Source organism: Streptomyces fulvoviolaceus (assembly GCF_000718165.1).
In the GTDB taxonomy this organism is placed as follows: Bacteria; Actinomycetota; Actinomycetes; order Streptomycetales; family Streptomycetaceae; genus Streptomyces; species Streptomyces fulvoviolaceus.
Window position 1 is genome coordinate 62,562 of record NZ_JOEY01000007.1, and the last position, 16,386, is coordinate 78,947.

At 69.1% G+C, this 16,386-nt stretch carries 4 protein-coding genes; 3 read left to right on the forward strand and 1 reads right to left on the reverse strand.

From position 1 onward, the window contains the following. Positions 1 to 20: 20 nt before the first annotated feature. Positions 21 to 2,819, reverse strand: coding sequence for a sigma-70 family RNA polymerase sigma factor (locus tag IG08_RS55715; RefSeq protein WP_158812194.1), 2,799 nt, complete (start codon positions 2,817 to 2,819; stop codon positions 21 to 23). A gap of 203 nt (positions 2,820 to 3,022) precedes the next feature. On the opposite strand from IG08_RS55715, the gene IG08_RS0108950 reads away from it, so the two are divergent. From IG08_RS0108950 to IG08_RS0108960, 3 genes are read left to right on the forward strand one after another with little or no spacing between them, the layout of a single operon-like run. After that, positions 3,023 to 9,328, forward strand: coding sequence for a protein kinase domain-containing protein (locus tag IG08_RS0108950; protein WP_030598537.1), 6,306 nt, complete (start codon positions 3,023 to 3,025; stop codon positions 9,326 to 9,328). A gap of 45 nt (positions 9,329 to 9,373) precedes the next feature. Then, positions 9,374 to 12,307 carry a DEAD/DEAH box helicase gene (locus IG08_RS0108955; RefSeq protein ID WP_030598539.1) on the forward strand — a complete coding sequence of 978 codons (2,934 nt, stop codon included), beginning with the start codon at positions 9,374 to 9,376 and terminating at the stop codon, positions 12,305 to 12,307. Next, on the forward strand, positions 12,307 to 16,383 hold the full coding sequence (locus tag IG08_RS0108960) for an Eco57I restriction-modification methylase domain-containing protein (protein ID WP_030598542.1): 4,077 nt from the start codon (positions 12,307 to 12,309) through the stop codon (positions 16,381 to 16,383). The genes IG08_RS0108955 and IG08_RS0108960 overlap by 1 nt, the downstream gene beginning before the upstream one ends. The last annotated feature ends 3 nt before the right edge of the window (positions 16,384 to 16,386 follow it).

A 16,386-nucleotide genomic window follows, 5' to 3' on the forward strand; every position in this document is an offset into this window, starting at 1 on the left:
GGGAGCGGGTGGTCTACGGATCAGGCCTGGCGTCGGTGATCACGGAGCCAGGTGGGGCCGCTCGCGATTCCCCGCTCAGTGGCGAGCTGTTCCTGCAGTTCGGTGATGCGGATCCAGGCGTTGTGCTCGGTCTCCGCGATGCGCTGCTCGGCAGCCCGCGCCTGCTCGCAGGCCGTGCGAACTTCCTGACCCCGCTGGACAAGCGTCACCTTGGACTGTGCCAACTGGGCTTCGAGGTCGGCGATGCGTGCTTCGGCACCCTCGCGATACCGCCGGGCAGCCGCTTCCGCCTCTCCGGCCCTCTGCGTGGCTGCCCGATGCGCCTCACGGTGCTCTGCCTTCAGATGTGCGATCCGTTCCTCCGCCTGGGCGCGAACTGACTGCTCACGGTGGAACAGAGTCCGGTCCATGCGGAGCAGCAACGCCTCTTCCAGAGCGTCCAGTTCACTCTCGGTGTCAGCGAGGGCGGCGGCGAGCCGTACAGTGGCGGCGCCGCGCTCTTCGTCGAGCTGCTGCCGGTGCTCCTGGCGCAACTGCTCGACGTACGCCTCATGCGCGAGCCGGACTTCGGCCGGGCGTGCTTCGGTGTCGGCCTCTTCCCGGTCCGTTTCCTCCGCGTGCTCCGTCTCCACAGCGCGCTCGGCGTTCTCGGCCCGGCCAGGCTTGCGGGGTGGCTCGGCGATGAACTCCCGCAGCGCGTCACGCACGGCGAGGCGTGACTCGCCATGCACCAAGGGCTTGGCGGCCAGGTAGGCACGGGGTGTGGTGCCGACCAGCGCCTCGGCCGGCCGCTCGAAGAAGTCCTCGGGCCGATGCCCGGACTCCCCCAGCGCGTCGAACACGCGCCGCAAAACCTCCAGCGACGCCACGACCGGACGGTCGAACGTCTCCGTCCCCTGGACGGCGCCCATCACGGCATCGGTCGCGGACTGCCCGAGCAGCACCGCGAGTTGCAGGTGTCCCACGGCCAGCAGCGCGTACTTCGCGAGCCAGATCACGTCATCGGCGGGGCCCTCCTCTGCCATCCGCCGGGCCTCGTCCCAGTCACAGGTGTACTGCTCCGCCGCGCCGGCCTCCACCCCAGCACCCGGTGACGGGCTCTCCGCGTGCACCGCGGGCACGGAATCCTGCTCCGTCACAGCAGCCGTCGACGAGTGCGCCGCGGGCGCAGAGTCCGGAACGGGCACTGTGGCCGGTGGAGAACTGTCCACATCGAGCGCAGTTACGGATTCCGGTACGGGACGGTCGGCATCGGCAACAACCCCCGCGTCCCCCGACTCCTCGCCTGCACGCACCAACTCCCTTATCTTGCCCCGGCGTCGAGCCCTGGCATCGTCTCCGGCCCCGCCCCGGTGACCCGCCACTCCCACCCCCTCACCTCGTCGCGCTCCGTCGGTTCCAAGGAGCCTCGCCATCCGCAACCTCTCCTTCAGCACCGGACGGAGCTTGCCCTCGATCTGTCTGATGCGTTCCCGGGTCACCCCGAACTCCCGGCCCAGCTCGTCCAGCGTCGACGGCTCGTCCCCGTCCAGCCCCAGGCGTCGTACGAGGATGCGGTGCTCGCGCCCGGAGAAAGTGTCCAGAACGGCCATGACCTCCTCCACGGCCAGCGCGTTCAGGACCACACGCTCCACCGACGGCAACGGGCGTCTCGCCCCCACGAAGTCACCGAGGGTCACTCCGTCGCCTACGACACGATCGAGAGAGACGGTGCGCCGGCTCAGCCGCCGGGCCTCCTCGACCTTCGCCAAGGTGATGTCGCACAGCACCGCCACGTCGACGGCGCTCGCGGGCTTGCCCTGCCCGTTCAGGGCTCGTTCCGCCTTCGCCACCTTGCGGATCTGCTCATGCATATGGACCGGGATCCGGATGACGGCACCCTCGTCCGCAACAGCCCGCGCGATCGCCTGACGCACCCACCATGTGGCGTACGTCGAGAACTTGTACCCCTTGGCCGGATCGAATTTCCGGGCTGCCGTCATCAGGCCCAGCACGCCGTGCTGGAACAAGTCGTCGTACTCCAGCCCTTGCTCCAGGTAGCCGCGCAGGATCGAGTGCGCGAGCCGCTGGTTGTGCAGGACCAGGCAGTTCCGCGCACGGACTCTGATGTCGTCGGGAGGCAGGCCGCTCAGCTCGGCCTTCTCCGGCTCGCACGCGACGTGACTCGGGCCGCCCCGCACGAGTACGGCTAGGCCCACCTCCGCCTCGGCGCTCAGGAGACGATTCTCGGGCCGCGGACGGAAACGATCCTCGTCCAGCACGGCCAGCGCGACGGCCACGGCAGCGGCAAGGTCTCCCGTTTCCCGCACGATCTCCGGCCCCGCGGGCTCCGGCGGCTCGGGGTCCTCCGTTGGTTCAGGCCCTTCCGGCTGCTCCTCCGCCACGACGGTCTCCCGCAGCCGAGCCCCGGAGTGCAGCGCCGCAGTTTCCCTGGCGTTGAGTCCGGCCAGCCGAGCCACGCCGTCCACGGCCCGCGCAGTCACGTACCCCTCGGCATCGGCGTAACGCGACAGCACCGCCCTCACCGCACGAACACGAGGGAATACATTTTCTTCACGGATCCGTGCAACCTTTTCCACGCCCGCACTGTCCGCGTCTATGTGCACGTGGACCCTCTGTACGGGCAGCCCCAATCGGGCCAGTTCGTCCCGCAGCCGCTCCCGCTCGGCGTGGCCGAGTTCCAGCGTGCGCACGCTCTCCGCGAAGACGTGTTCCGGTACGGCGCCGTTCACCGCGGCACTCCGAAGTCGCATCAGCAGCTCGGCCAAGGCGACCTTCACGCCGGACACGTCCGCCCCACCCACGGATTGAGCTCTCATTCCGCCCCCCCCCAGGCTCATTTCACATGTGACACTAGAGGTAGTGCGTTGACGATGTCAACGGACTTACAAAACTTGAAAAAGCTTCCATTCGTGTACAGTGACGGATGCCGCACTCTCCGCTCTGACACGATGGACCGTGCGGCAGCAGGTCAGGGGGCGCGTTCCGCTATGGAACCGCGGGCAGAAGGCGAGGGACGGCAGTGAGCCACGAGCTGGTCGACGGCAGATTCCGCATCGGGCACGTCATCGGCAAGGGCAACATGGGGGAGGTCCACCGGGCCGAGGACCTGCAGGCAGCCGAGGGATCCCCCGAGCGCACAGTCGCCGTCAAGACCATCCTGCGCCGCCGCACCGGCGTCCAGATCGACACCGGCGGCGACCCGAAGGCCGTGCAGCGCTTCGACCGCGAGGTGCGCATCATGCGCCGGCTGCGCCACCGGAACCTCACGCGGCTGATCGCGGGCGGCATCGCCGCGGACAGCGGCGATCTCCCTTATCTCGCCATGGAGCTCCTGGACGGGGAGACGCTGCGCGACCTGATCGAGGAGGAGCCGCAACTCCCCCTCGCCTGGGCAGCCGCGATCGGCGCCCAGATCGCCGACGGCCTCGCCGCCGCCCACACCGCGGGCATCGTGCACCGCGACCTGAAGCCCGCCAACGTCATGCTCACCCAGGGCGGGACGGTCAAGGTCCTCGACTTCGGCATGGGCCGCATCGTCGACGACCCGGACGAGGCCCGGCTGACCAGCACGGGCGTCAGCGTCGGGACCGCCCGCTACATGGCTCCCGAGCAGTTCAAGGCCAAGCAGGTGACGCAGGCCGCCGATCTCTACGCACTGGGCTGTGTGTTGTACGAAATGCTGGTCGGGGTACCGCCGTTCACCAGCGAGTCCCCGTACGACCTCGCGAGCAAGCACACCGGCGAGGACCCGACACCCGTCGCCGCGATCCGCAGTGAGATCCCCGTCGAGTTCGCCCGCCTCGTTCACCGCCTGCTGGCCAAGGACCCGGCGGACCGCCCGGCGGACGCCGTGGCAGTGCGTGACGCGCTGCTGCCGCTCGCCCTCGCCGGTGAAGAAGCCTCACAGCTGCCGCACTGGGCCGCCCTGGACCCGGTCCTCCCCTTGCGCACCTCGGCGGCCACCCAGGCGACCGAGCACGTGGTACCTGCTCCGAAGCCCGCGGCCGTCACGGCTTCCGGCGCCGGCATGGATGTCTTCGGCGTCCACCGCACGCTCATCAGGGACTACCGCTCCTTCACCGAGGGCGGCACCGTCATCCGTGACGACCGCATCGCGGCGTTCGTCGAGGACGACCTCAACAGCAAGTCGCAGTGGCCCGACCCGTGGCTGTCGCTGAACCCGTTCTTCCAGGGCGGCGGCACGGTGGTCGAACTCGCCGGGCAGAAGGTCCTGCACGACGAGTGCGCTCGTATCTTCCAGGCGAAGAAGACCGAGGGCGGCACGGTCCCCGACGGCCGCCCGCTGACACTCCACCAGCACCAGCGCGAGGCCATCGACGCCGCCGCGTCCGGTGCGTCGTACGTCCTCACGACGGGCACCGGGTCCGGCAAGTCGCTCGCGTACATCGTCCCGATCGTGAACAAGGTGCTCCATCAGCGGGACACCGAGGGACCGAACGCTCCCAAGCGGGTGCGAGCGATCATCGTCTACCCGATGAACGCGCTCGCCAACAGCCAGCTCAAGGAGCTGGAGAAGTATCTGCGCGACGGCTACGGCGCGGGCCGCGAACCGGTCACCTTCGCCCGGTACACGGGCCAGGAGGACGACGAGAAGCGCAAGGAGATCCGCGACAACCCGCCGGACATCCTGCTCACCAACTACGTGATGCTGGAACTGATGCTGACTCGCCCGGCCGACCGGGCGAGCCTCATCAAGATGGCGCGGGGCCTGGAGTTCCTGGTCTTCGACGAGTTGCACACCTACCGTGGCCGGCAGGGCGCCGACGTCGCCCTGCTGATTCGCCGCGTCCGCGAGGCATGCCAGGCCCAGGAACTGCAATGCATCGGCACATCGGCCACCATGTCGACGGAGGGCACGCTCGACGACCAGAAGAAGGTCGTCGCCGGAGTGGCCAGCACCCTGTTCGGTACGCCGGTGCGCCCGGAGCGGGTCATCGGCGAGACCCTGGTCCGCGCGACCCACGAAACACCCGACACCGTTCCCGCCGAGCGTCTCAACTCCCCTGCCGCGCCGCGCGCGTACGACGATCTCGTACGCGACCCGCTGGCCCGCTGGATCGAAACCCGCTTCGGTCTCGCTACCGACGAGGCCACCGGGCAGCTGATCCGCCAGCAGCCCACGAAGATCGAAGTCGCGGCGAAGGAGCTGCACGAGGAGTCCGGGGTCGCCGAGGAGCAATGTGTCGCCGCGATCCGCGCCACTCTGGAGGCCGGTTCGCAGGCGCTACACCCGGTGACCGAACGGCCGCTGTTTGCGTTCCGGCTGCACCAGTTCCTCTCCAAGGGCGACACCGTGTACGTCACCCTGGAGGACAAGCTCTCGCGCCACCTCACCCGCTCGTACCAGCTCGAACAGCCGGGCAGCGAAGGCAAGTTGCTGATGCCACTGGCGTTCTGCCGGGAGTGCGGCCAGGAGTATCTGACGGTGTGGCGGACCGAGAAGGACGGCGAGGTCCGGTACGAGGCGCGCCGGGACACGTCCGCGACGGGCGGTCGGCAGGGCGACGGCTATCTGTACGTCGACCACGAGCGGGCGTGGCCGTCCAACGTCCAGTACGCCGTGGACGACCGCCGACTGCCCGAGTCCTGGCTGGAGTTGGACGACAATGGCCAGGAGGTCGTGAAGAAGACGTACCGCGACCGGGTGCCGCGTGCCGTCACCGTCGATCCGCGCGGCCGCGAAGGGAGCGGCGAACTCCAGGCCGCGTTCGTCCCCTCCCCCTTCCTTTTCTGTCTGCACTGCGGGGTCGCGTACGAGCAGACGCGCGGCCGGGATTTCGCGAAGCTGGCGACGCTCGACCAGGAGGGCCGATCCTCGGCGACCTCGCTGATCTCCGCGTCGGTGGTGCGCTCGCTGAAGTCGGTGCCGGAGGAAAACCTGGACAAGGAGGCGCGCAAGCTCCTCACGTTCGTCGACAACCGGCAGGACGCGTCCCTCCAGGCGGGTCACTTCAACGACTTCGTACAGATCACGCAGTTGCGCGGCGCCCTGTACCGGGCGGCTCTGGACGCGGGCGAGGACGGCGTCCACCACGAGGAACTGGCCTCGTCGGTGACGAACGCGCTCGCCATCGAGCCGGCCGACTACACCGGCGAGAGCGATCTGCCGCCCTCCCTCGCCCGCAACGCCGCCAAGACCCTCCGGGACGTGATCGCGTTCCGGCTCTATCTGGACCTGGAGCGCGGCTGGCGTATCACCATGCCGAATCTGGAGCAGACCGGCCTGCTGGAGATCGGCTACGAGGACCTGGAGTGGGTGGCAGCCAAGCAGGACCGGTGGGCGGGCACGCACGAGGCGCTGCGCGACGCCGACCCGGCGCTGCGGGCCGAGGTCATGAAGGCGCTGCTCAACGAGATGCGCCGCTCCCTCGCCATCGACGTCTCGTACTTCCGTGACGACTTCGACTCGCTCCAGCGGGCGAGCGAGGAGCGGCTGATCGACCCGTGGATACTGTCCGCCGCCGACAAGCCGAAGGTCGGCACGGCCTATCCGCACCCGTCCCGCCCGGGCATGGACCGCTCGGCCCTGTTCCTGTCGGCGCGCGGCAAGTTCGGCAAGTACCTGCGCCGCGCGGACACGTCGTTCAAAACGCTCGATCCGGCCGATCTCCAGCTGGTCATCGAGGAGTTGCTGAAGGTTCTGGCCAAGGCGGGCCTGGTGAAGGCGGTCACGGAAGCCCCGCAGCGGGCGGGCCATTACCGCAGGCCTTCCGCCCCGACCTCGACCGGCTACCGTGTGGCCGCCCAGTCCCTCGTGTGGCGTGCGGGCCGGGGCGAGAGGGGCACGCACGACCCGCTGACCCGCACCTACCAGAGCGGCGACGGCCCGCGCGTCAACACCTTCTTCCGCGACCTGTACAAGGACGCGGCAGGCACCCTGTCCGGCCTGTTCGCGCGCGAGCACACCGCGCAGGTCTCGCCCCAGGAGCGGGAACAGCGTGAAGAAGCCTTCCGCAAGGCGGAGTTGAAACTGCTGTACTGCTCCCCGACGATGGAGCTGGGCGTCGACATCTCCCAGCTCAACGCGGTGATGATGCGCAACGTGCCGCCCACACCCGCGAACTACGCGCAGCGCTCGGGCCGCGCGGGCCGCAGTGGCCAGCCCGCCCTCGTCACCACGTACTGCGCGACGGGAAACAGCCACGACCAGTACTACTTCCGCCGCTCGGAGCGCATGGTCGCGGGCGCCGTCGCCCCGCCGCGTCTGGACCTCGCCAACGAGGACCTGGTGCTGTCCCACCTCCAGGGGATCTGGATCGCGGAGGCGGGCCTGAAGTTGGGCCGTGCCGTCCCCGAGGTCCTCGACGTGTCGTACCCGGACACGGGTGACCGCCCGAACCCCGCGCTGGAGCTGCTGCCGGACATCCTCGCGGCTTCCCTCGACGAGAGCGCCCGGCGCCGCACCGTCGACGCAGCCCTGCGCGTCCTCGGCCCGCTCCTGCCCGACTTCGCCGACACCACGTGGTGGCACGACGACTGGATCCAGGACCGTGTACGGACGGTGGCGATCCGCTTCGATCGGGCCTTCGACCGCTGGCGGCAGCTGTTCCGCTCCGCGCTCGATGACCAGTACATCCAGAACAGGCGCCGCCTCGACTACAGCCTCACCGAGGGCGACCGCATCCGTGCCAACGCCCGCCGCCGTGAGGCCGAGACACAGCTGAACCTGCTGATGAACGAGAGCGCCGACAGCAAGTCGGTCCTCTCCGACTTCAACCCGTACCGCTATCTGGCGTCCGAGGGCTTCCTGCCCGGCTACAGCTTCCCGCGCCTCCCGCTCGCCGCGTACATCCCGACCATCGGCCGCCGCCGCGGGGACGGCGACTACCTCCAGCGGCCCCGCTTCCTCGCGATCCGCGAGTTCGGCCCCGGTGCCCTGATCTACCACGAGGGCGCCCGCTACCAGGTCACCCGCATCCAGCTGCCGCCGGACTCCTCGGGCGAGTTGGCGACCAGCGAGGCCCGCCGCTGCGCGCAGTGCGGCTACCACCACGATCCGGAGCAGCTGGAGGACCGCTGCGCCATGTGCCACGAGCCGCTGGGCGCGGCAACTTACGGCCTGCTGCACCTGCACACCGTGTACACCACCCGCCGTGAGCGGATCTCGTCCGACGAGGAGGAGCGGCGCCGCGCCGGCTTCAAGCTGGAGACGTCGTACCGCTTCCAGGACCACGGCACCCGCTCGGGCCGCCTGAACGCGTCGGTCGCCGACGCCTCGGGCGCACCGCTCGCCGAGGTGGCGTACGGCGACTCGGCGACCGTCCGCATCACCAACACCGGCCGGGTGCGCGCCAAGAGCGAGGAGCCGGCCGGGTACTGGCTGGACCTCGCGGACGGCCGCTGGATGAACGACAAGGACGCGTCCGATGCGTCCGGCGACTCCAGCGAACTGCCCGTGATCGACGCGGACGGCAACGAGCGGCGCCGAAAGAAGCGGGTCATCCCGTACGTGGAGGACCGCCGCAACATCCTCGTCGTCACCCTCGACGAGCCTCTGCCGGAGCCGGTGGCGCTCTCCCTGATGTACGCCCTGGAACGGGGCATCGAGGCCGCGTTCGAGCTGGAGGACGCCGAGCTGTCCAGCGAGCTGCTGCCGCCGGACGACGGCCCCCGCAACCGCATCCTGTTCACGGAGGCCGCCGAGGGCGGCGCGGGTGTGCTCCGCCGCCTCCAGGCGGAGAACGACGCCCTGGCGAAGGCTGCCGTACGCGCCCTGGACATCTGCCACTTCGACGCGGACGGCACCGACCAGGGCGGCCCGCACCCGGACCGGCCCTGCGCCCTCGGCTGCTACGAGTGCCTGCTGACCTACGGCAACCAGCTCAACCACGCCCTCATCAACCGCCATTCGGTGCGGGACCTGCTGGTGCGGCTCGCGACGGCGACGGCCCGCCGGGAGTCGCGCGGCGAGTCGCGTTCGGAGCAGTACCGGCGGCTGCTCGACCAGTCCTCCCCCGCATCCCCCGCCGAGCCGACACCGGTCGAGGCGTCGGTGGCCGAGACACCGGCGGCCGAACTGGCCGCTCAGGGCGACTTCCTGGGGTGGGCGAAGGCGCGCGGCCTGCGGCTGCCGGACGAACCGGGCTCGTTCCTCACCGAGGCGATGGCGACCCCCGACTACGTCTACCGCCTGCCGGGCGTGAACGTGGCAGTCTTCGTGGACTTACCGGACACGGAGCAAGACACCTCCCGGGACGAGGATGCCGAGGATCGTCTGTTCAACGCCCGCTGGGACGTCATCCGCTTCGCGCACGGCGCCGACTGGGACGCCATCGCCGCCGCAAACACCCGCTACTTCGGCTAGCACGCCGCCAACTTGTCATATTAATATGGGTACTTGAATACTCATATAACACACGCGTACTCGCCCGGTTGCCTGGTGAAAACCCGCAGCCGCGAATGGGTGGTGCTCCCCGAGAGCAAGCCCGATCTGCTCGTCCTGCGCCCGCTGGGCGGTTCGGACGACGACATAGCCGCTGTGTTCCCGGCGTTCGAGACGGTCGACGAGGCGAAGTTCGCGCCACCGGAGAAGGGCGACCTCGGCGACCAGCGCGCGGCGGGCCTGCTGCGCACGGCATTACGCGTGGGCTTCCGTTCGGGCGCGGGCCCGTTCCGCTCACTGGCTGGGATCGCGGTGGAGCCGCGCGCGTACCAGCTCGTGCCCCTCCTCATGGCCCTGCGCCAGAAGACGGTCCGGATGCTGATCTCCGACGACGTCGGCATCGGCAAGACGATCGAGGCGGGCCTGGTCGCGAGTGAACTCCTCGCGCAGGGCGAGGCGACCGGCCTTGCCGTACTCTGCTCCCCCGCGCTCGCCGAGCAGTGGCAGCAGGAGCTGCGCACGAAGTTCGGCATCGACGCGGAGCTGGTCCTCTCCTCGACGGTGTCGCGCCTCGAACGGGGCCTGGACCTGGGCCAGTCCCTCTTCGACAAATACCCGCACGTGATCGTCTCGACGGACTTCATCAAGTCCCCGCGCCACCGGGACGACTTCGTACGTCACTGCCCTGACCTGGTGATCGTCGACGAGGCGCACACCTGCGTGGTCGCCGACGACACCTCGACGGCTTCGCAGAACCAGCTCCGCTACGAGCTGCTGCGCCGCGTCTCGGCGGACGAGAACCGGCACCTGCTGCTCGTGACGGCGACCCCGCACAGCGGCAAGGAGTCCGCGTTCCGCAACCTCCTGGGCCTGGTCAAGCCCGAACTGGCCCACGTGAGCCTTGACTCGGAGGCGGGCAGGAAGCTCCTCGCCCAGCACTTTGTGGCACGCAAGCGGGCGGACGTACGCCAGTACCTCACCAAGGAGGACGGTCTCAGCGACGACTCCCTCGCGGAGCGGACGGCGTTCCCCTCGGACCGCTACTTCAAGGACGAGACGTACAAGTTGTCGCCGGAGTACCGGGCCCTGCTCGACGACGCGATCGCGTACGCGAGTGAGCGCGTCGAGCAGGCGGGCAGCCAGGGCAAGCGGGAGGCGCGCATCGCCTGGTGGTCGGCGATCGCCCTGCTCCGCTCCCTGGTGTCGTCCCCGCGTGCCGCCGCGCAGACGCTGCGGACCCGCTCGGCGGCGGCGATCGCCGCGTCGGCCGAGGAGGCCGACAAGCTGGGCGCACCGCTCAACAGCGACGCGGCCGACAGCGACGCGATGGAGGGCATGGACGTCGCACCGGGCGCGGAGACGACCGAGGACCCACGCTCCTACCTCGCCGAACTCGCCGACATCGCCGCAGAGTTGGAAGGCCCGGCCAAGGACCTCAAGCTCAAGGCACTCATCAAGCACCTCAAGGCGCTCCTCGCGGACGGCCACAACCCGATCGTGTTCTGCCGCTACATCCCGACGGCCGAGTACCTCGCCGCCCAGCTGGAGAACGACAAGGAGTCCGGCAGGCGCGGCCCGCTCGGCGCCAAGACCGTCGTCAAGGCGGTCACCGGCACGCTCTCCCCGCAGCAGCGCCTGGAGCGCATCGAGAAGCTCGCCGAGGAGGCCGGCCCGGACGCCGCCGCCCGCCGCGTCCTGATCGCGACGGACTGTCTGTCGGAGGGCGTGAACCTCCAGCACCACTTCGACGCCGTCGTCCACTACGACCTGGCCTGGAACCCGACCCGCCACGACCAGCGCGAGGGCCGCGTCGACCGCTACGGCCAGCGCAAGGACCAGGTCCGCGTCATCACCCTGTACGGCGACGACAACGGCATCGACGGCAAGGTCCTCGAAGTCCTCATCAAGAAGCACCGCCAGATCAAGAAGGACCTCGGCATCTCCGTCTCCGTACCCGACGAACTGTCGACGGGCGTCACGGACGCGATCGTCGAGTGGCTGCTGATGCGCGGCCGCGAGGACCAGGACGCGCTGTTCAGCGCGGACGCGTTCCAAGTGAGCACGGCGAAGCTGGACGGCGACTGGAACTCGGCGGCCGAGCGCGAGAAGGCGTCCCGTTCGCGGTTCGCGCAGCGCTCCGTGCGTCCGCAGGAGGTGGCCCGCGAGGTCGCGGCGGTCCGGGAGGCGCTGGGCGGCGCGGGCGAGATCGACACGTTCGTACGGGAGTCCCTGGGCGCCCTCGGTGCCGTTCTCCGCGGCGACGGCGAGGACTTCACTGCGCAGGTCGGCGGCACGCCCATCGGCCTGCGGGACGCACTCGCGCCGACGGTCGGCGCGGAGGTCATCGAGAAGGACCGCCCGATCCCGTTCCGCGCGGACCCGGCGGTGGCGCGCGGTGAGGCGGCCCTGGTACGAACGGACCCGGTCGTGGGCGCCCTCGCCTCCCACGTCCTCAACGCCGCCCTGGACACCCAAGCGGACGGCGCCCGCCCGGCCCGCCGCTGCGGCGTGGTCACCACGGACGCAGTCGGCACCCTCACCACCCTCCTCCTGGTCCGCTACCGCTTCCACCTCATGCTGCCCTCCCGCAGCGGCGAGAAGCAGCTGGTCGCGGAGGACGCGCGGCTGGTCGCCTTCGAGGGCTCTGCAAGGAAGGCGGAGTGGCTGCCGGCGGAGCGGGCTCGGGCGTTGCTCGACGCGACAGCGTCGGAGAGCACGGACCGCCACTACGCCGAGCGCACGATGACGCGCCTGCTCACCCAACTCCCGGATGTCACTGGCCATCTGGAGACATACGGCGAGGAACTGGCGGCAGAACTGGACGCCTCGCACCGTCGGGTGCGCCAGGCGTCCGGCGAGATCGTCCGTGGCCTGTCCGTCACCGTGCAGAAGCCCGCCGACATCCTCGGCGCGTACGTGTACCTGCCCGTTGTTCCTGCGACTGCTGAGGTGTCCGCCTGATGTCCGCCGTCACCCGCAACCAGGTGTTCACCGCCGTCCACACGGTCGGGGGGCTGCTTCCTGCCGACATGCTGGTACGGATCTCCGAGGGCAAGGACGTCCCCGGCTCGAAGCCGGCCGACTACGGCCTGCCGTCCTCCCGCTCGGTACGCGACGAGGCCGAGCGCAGCTGGGAGTACCTGAAACCGCTCTGGCGCGACCTGCGCAAGCACCTCCCTGAGGACCGGGAGACGGGCCTCCCGGCGGCCGACCCGACAGGCCGCGCCGGCAGTGACTGGCTGGCCCCGCTTTGGCGGGAGTTGGGCTTCGGCCCGCTGACGCATGTCGGCCCGGCGGGCATCACCGCCGACTCGGACGCGGAGAAGAGGTTCCCGGTCTCCCACCGCTGGCGGCACGCCCTGATCCACCAGACGGCCTGGAACGCCGACCTCGACAAGCGCCTCGGTGGCGCCGGTTCGGTCCCGCCGCAGTCAATGCTCCAGGAGTGCCTGAACCGCACAGAAGACCACCTGTGGGGCGTCCTCACCAACGGCCGCCAGGTCCGCCTGCTGCGCGACTCCAGCGCACTGGCCACGGCCTCGTACGTCGAGTTCGACCTCGAAGCGATCTTCGACGGCGAACTGTTCAGCGAGTTCGTGCTGCTGTACCGGGTGCTGCATGTGTCGTGCTTCGAGGTCGCGGAGGACGCACCACCGTCCGCGTGCCGACTGGAGAAGTGGCGCGCGGAGGCCATCGCCTCCGGCACCCGCGCCCTGGACCAGCTCCGCAAGGGCGTCCAGGATGCGATCACCGCGCTGGGTACGGGCTTCCTGCGTCACCCGGAGAACACGACCCTGCGCGAGGACGTCCGCCCGAAGGCCCTCCAGGCCGCACTGCTGCGGCTCGTGTACCGGCTGCTGTTCGTCTTCGTGGCCGAGGACCGCGACGCGCTGCTGTCGCCGAAGGCGGACCCGCAGGCACGCGAGAGGTACGAGGCGTACTTCTCATCAGCCCGGCTGCGCGCGCACGCGAGGAAGCGGCGGGGTACGGCCCACGGCGACCTGTACGAGGCCCTGCGCATCGTCCTCGACGCCCTCGGCGACGAAAAGGGCCGCCCCGAGCTGGGCCTGCCCGGCCTCGGCGGTCTATTCAACGACACGGACGCGGACGCCCCGCTGCGTGGGCTGAAGCTGTCCAACGAGGCGCTGCTGACCGCGGTACGGCACTTGTCGCAGGTGCGGGACGGCAGCTCGGGCCGCTGGCGGGCGGTGGACTACCGGCACCTGGACGCGGAGGAGCTGGGGTCGGTGTACGAGTCCCTGCTGGAGCTGGAGCCGAAGCACAGCACCGCCGACCGTACGTTCACGCTGGTCGAGGTGGCAGGTAACACCCGTAAGACGACTGGGAGTTACTACACCCCGTCCTCACTCATCGAGTGCTTGCTGGACTCGACTCTGGACCCGGTGATACGGGACGCGGTGAAGCGCGGAGAGGAAGCGGCGGCGAAGTCGGGAGCGACCGACCCGGCGGACTCGATCGTGGATGAGTTGCTGTCGCTTACGGTGTGCGACCCGGCGTGCGGCTCCGGCCATTTCCTGGTGGCTGCGGCCAGGCGTATCGCCAAGCAGGTCGCAGCGGTCCGGGAGCGCAACCCAGAGCCCACACTCGACGCGGTCCGCCACGCGCTGCACGAGGTGGTCGCCTGGTGCATCTACGGTGTTGACCTCAACCCGATGGCCGTGGAGCTGGCCAAGGTGTCGCTTTGGCTGGAGGCGTTGGAGCCGGGGAAGCCTCTCGGCTTCCTGGACGCCCACGTGAAGCACGGCAACGGGTTGATCGGGGCGACGCCGAAGCTGCTGCGGGACGGGATTCCCGACGACGCGTTCATCGCCACCGAGGGCGACGACAAGAAGCACGCCAAGGCGCTGGAGAAGATCAACCAGCAGGAACGGGTCGGGCAGGGCAGCCTCTTCGACCTCGGCGACGAGGCGGTCCAGGTCGCCAACACCGTCTTCGCCAGTGGGCTTCGGTCCATCACGCTGGCCCAGGCGGAGGAGTTGGCGGACGTGCGCCGCCAGGAGGAGGCGTACGAGAAGTGGGCCGACTCCTCGGCGTACCAGCGTGCCCGACGTGTCGCCGACGCCTGGTGCGCGGCGTTCGTGTGGTTGAAGACGCCCGAGGCTCCGCGCGCCGTGACACACTCGGTGTTCAAGGCCCTGGAGGACCCGAGCGGCGGTGGCGTCGCTGCGGAGACCCGCGCCGAGATCGAGCATCTGCGCGACCAGTACAGCTTCTTCCATTGGCACTTGGAGTTTCCCGAGGTCTTCTCCGTTCCGGAGAACGGTCAGGGGGTGTCCCCTGCTACGGGCTGGGCGGGCGGCTTCGACTCCGTGGTGGGTAACCCTCCATGGGACAGCGTGGACTTCCGCGAGCAGGAGTTCTTCGCCCAGCGGGTGCCCGAGATCGCCGAGGCGTCCCGCACTTCCGTGCGCAAGGAGATGATCGAGGCGCTCAAGAACTCTCCTGACACCCTGCCGCTGTACCAGGAGTTTGAGGCGGGCAAGCGGAAGGTGTACGCCGAGAGCCACTTCATGCGGAGGTCAGGGCGTGTTCCGTTGACCGGTCAGGGGAACCTGAACACGTACTCGGTCTTCACGGAGACAGATCGCATCCTGCTCGGTCCGAAGGGACGGGCCGGGGTGATCGTGCCGACGGGAATCGTGACGGACGCACGGACGCAGTACTTCTCGAAAGATCTTGTACGGAGCGGGTCGATCGCCGCGTTGTACGACTTTGAGAACCGCGCCGGCCTCTTCCCGGCAGTTGATTCCCGAATGAAGTTCAGCATCCTGTCCGTTACGGGCCGGTCGTTGCGTGAATCGGCAGCTCGGTTCGCGTTCTTCCTCCACGACCCGGCCGAGCTGGATGACGTGGAGAAGGCGTTCGCGCTGACGCCGGAGGAGATCGAACTCCTCAATCCGAACACTGGAACGTTCCCAGTGTTCCGGTCACGTCGGGACGCCGAGATCACATTGGGGATCTACCGACGACTGCCCGTGTTGTGGAAGGAAGGCGTACCTGACGGCAACCCGTGGGACATGTCGTTTCTAGCTATGTTCCACATGAGCCACGACTCAGCTCTCCTGCACCCCGGCGCCGAGCTCGAAGCCTCCGGCTGGACACTCGACGGCAACATTTTCATCAAGGGTGCGGAACGCATGCTCCCTCTCTACGAGGCGAAGATGCTCCACCACTACGACCACCGGTGGGCCACGTACGACGCAGATGGCGGCACGCCTGCGCTCACTCCGGACGACAAAGATTGCGCGGATACGCTCGCGCTGCCCCAGTACTGGGCGGCGGAGGACAATACCCCGTCCGGCAAGTTCGGCAAGAACGGCGAGCCCATCCTCGTCCCGGGCATCCGCAAACGGCTGGCTGACAAGGGATGGCAGCAGGACTACCTGCTTGGCTGGCGAGATATCTGTCGCGCCACGGATGAAAGAAGCATGATCAGTGCGCTGATGCCAGCCACAGGCGTCGGCAACAAGTTCCCTCTGGCTCTGTCCCGCGCACCAATGTTGCTTGTTGCCACCTGGTCGTCGTTCGCCTTCGACTACACAGCCCGCCAGAACATCGGCGGCGCTAACCTGAACTTCTTCATCGTCAAGCAGCTCCCCGTTCCCGCCCCTATCCAACTCGCCGTCCATGCCCTCTGGATCACCTCTCGGGTCCTCGAACTCTCCTACGCGGCATTTGACATGGCAGGACTGGCTGCTGACGTCGGCGATACCGGCGCCCCCTTCCACTGGGACGAAGCCCGCCGTCAGGCGATCCGCGCCGAACTCGACGCCCTCTTCTTCCACCTCTACGGTATCTCCCGCGAAGACGCCGACTACATCCTCGACACCTTCCCCATCGTCCGCCGCAAGGACGAGGCCAAGTACGGCTCGTACCGCACCAAGGAACTGATCCTCGCCGAGTACGACCGTATGGCCGAGGCCGGGCTCACCCTCGACAACCCCTTGGTGGACGGCGAGAACTACACCTCTACCCTCACACCACCCCCAGGCCACGGTCCCCGCCACCCCGCCTGACAG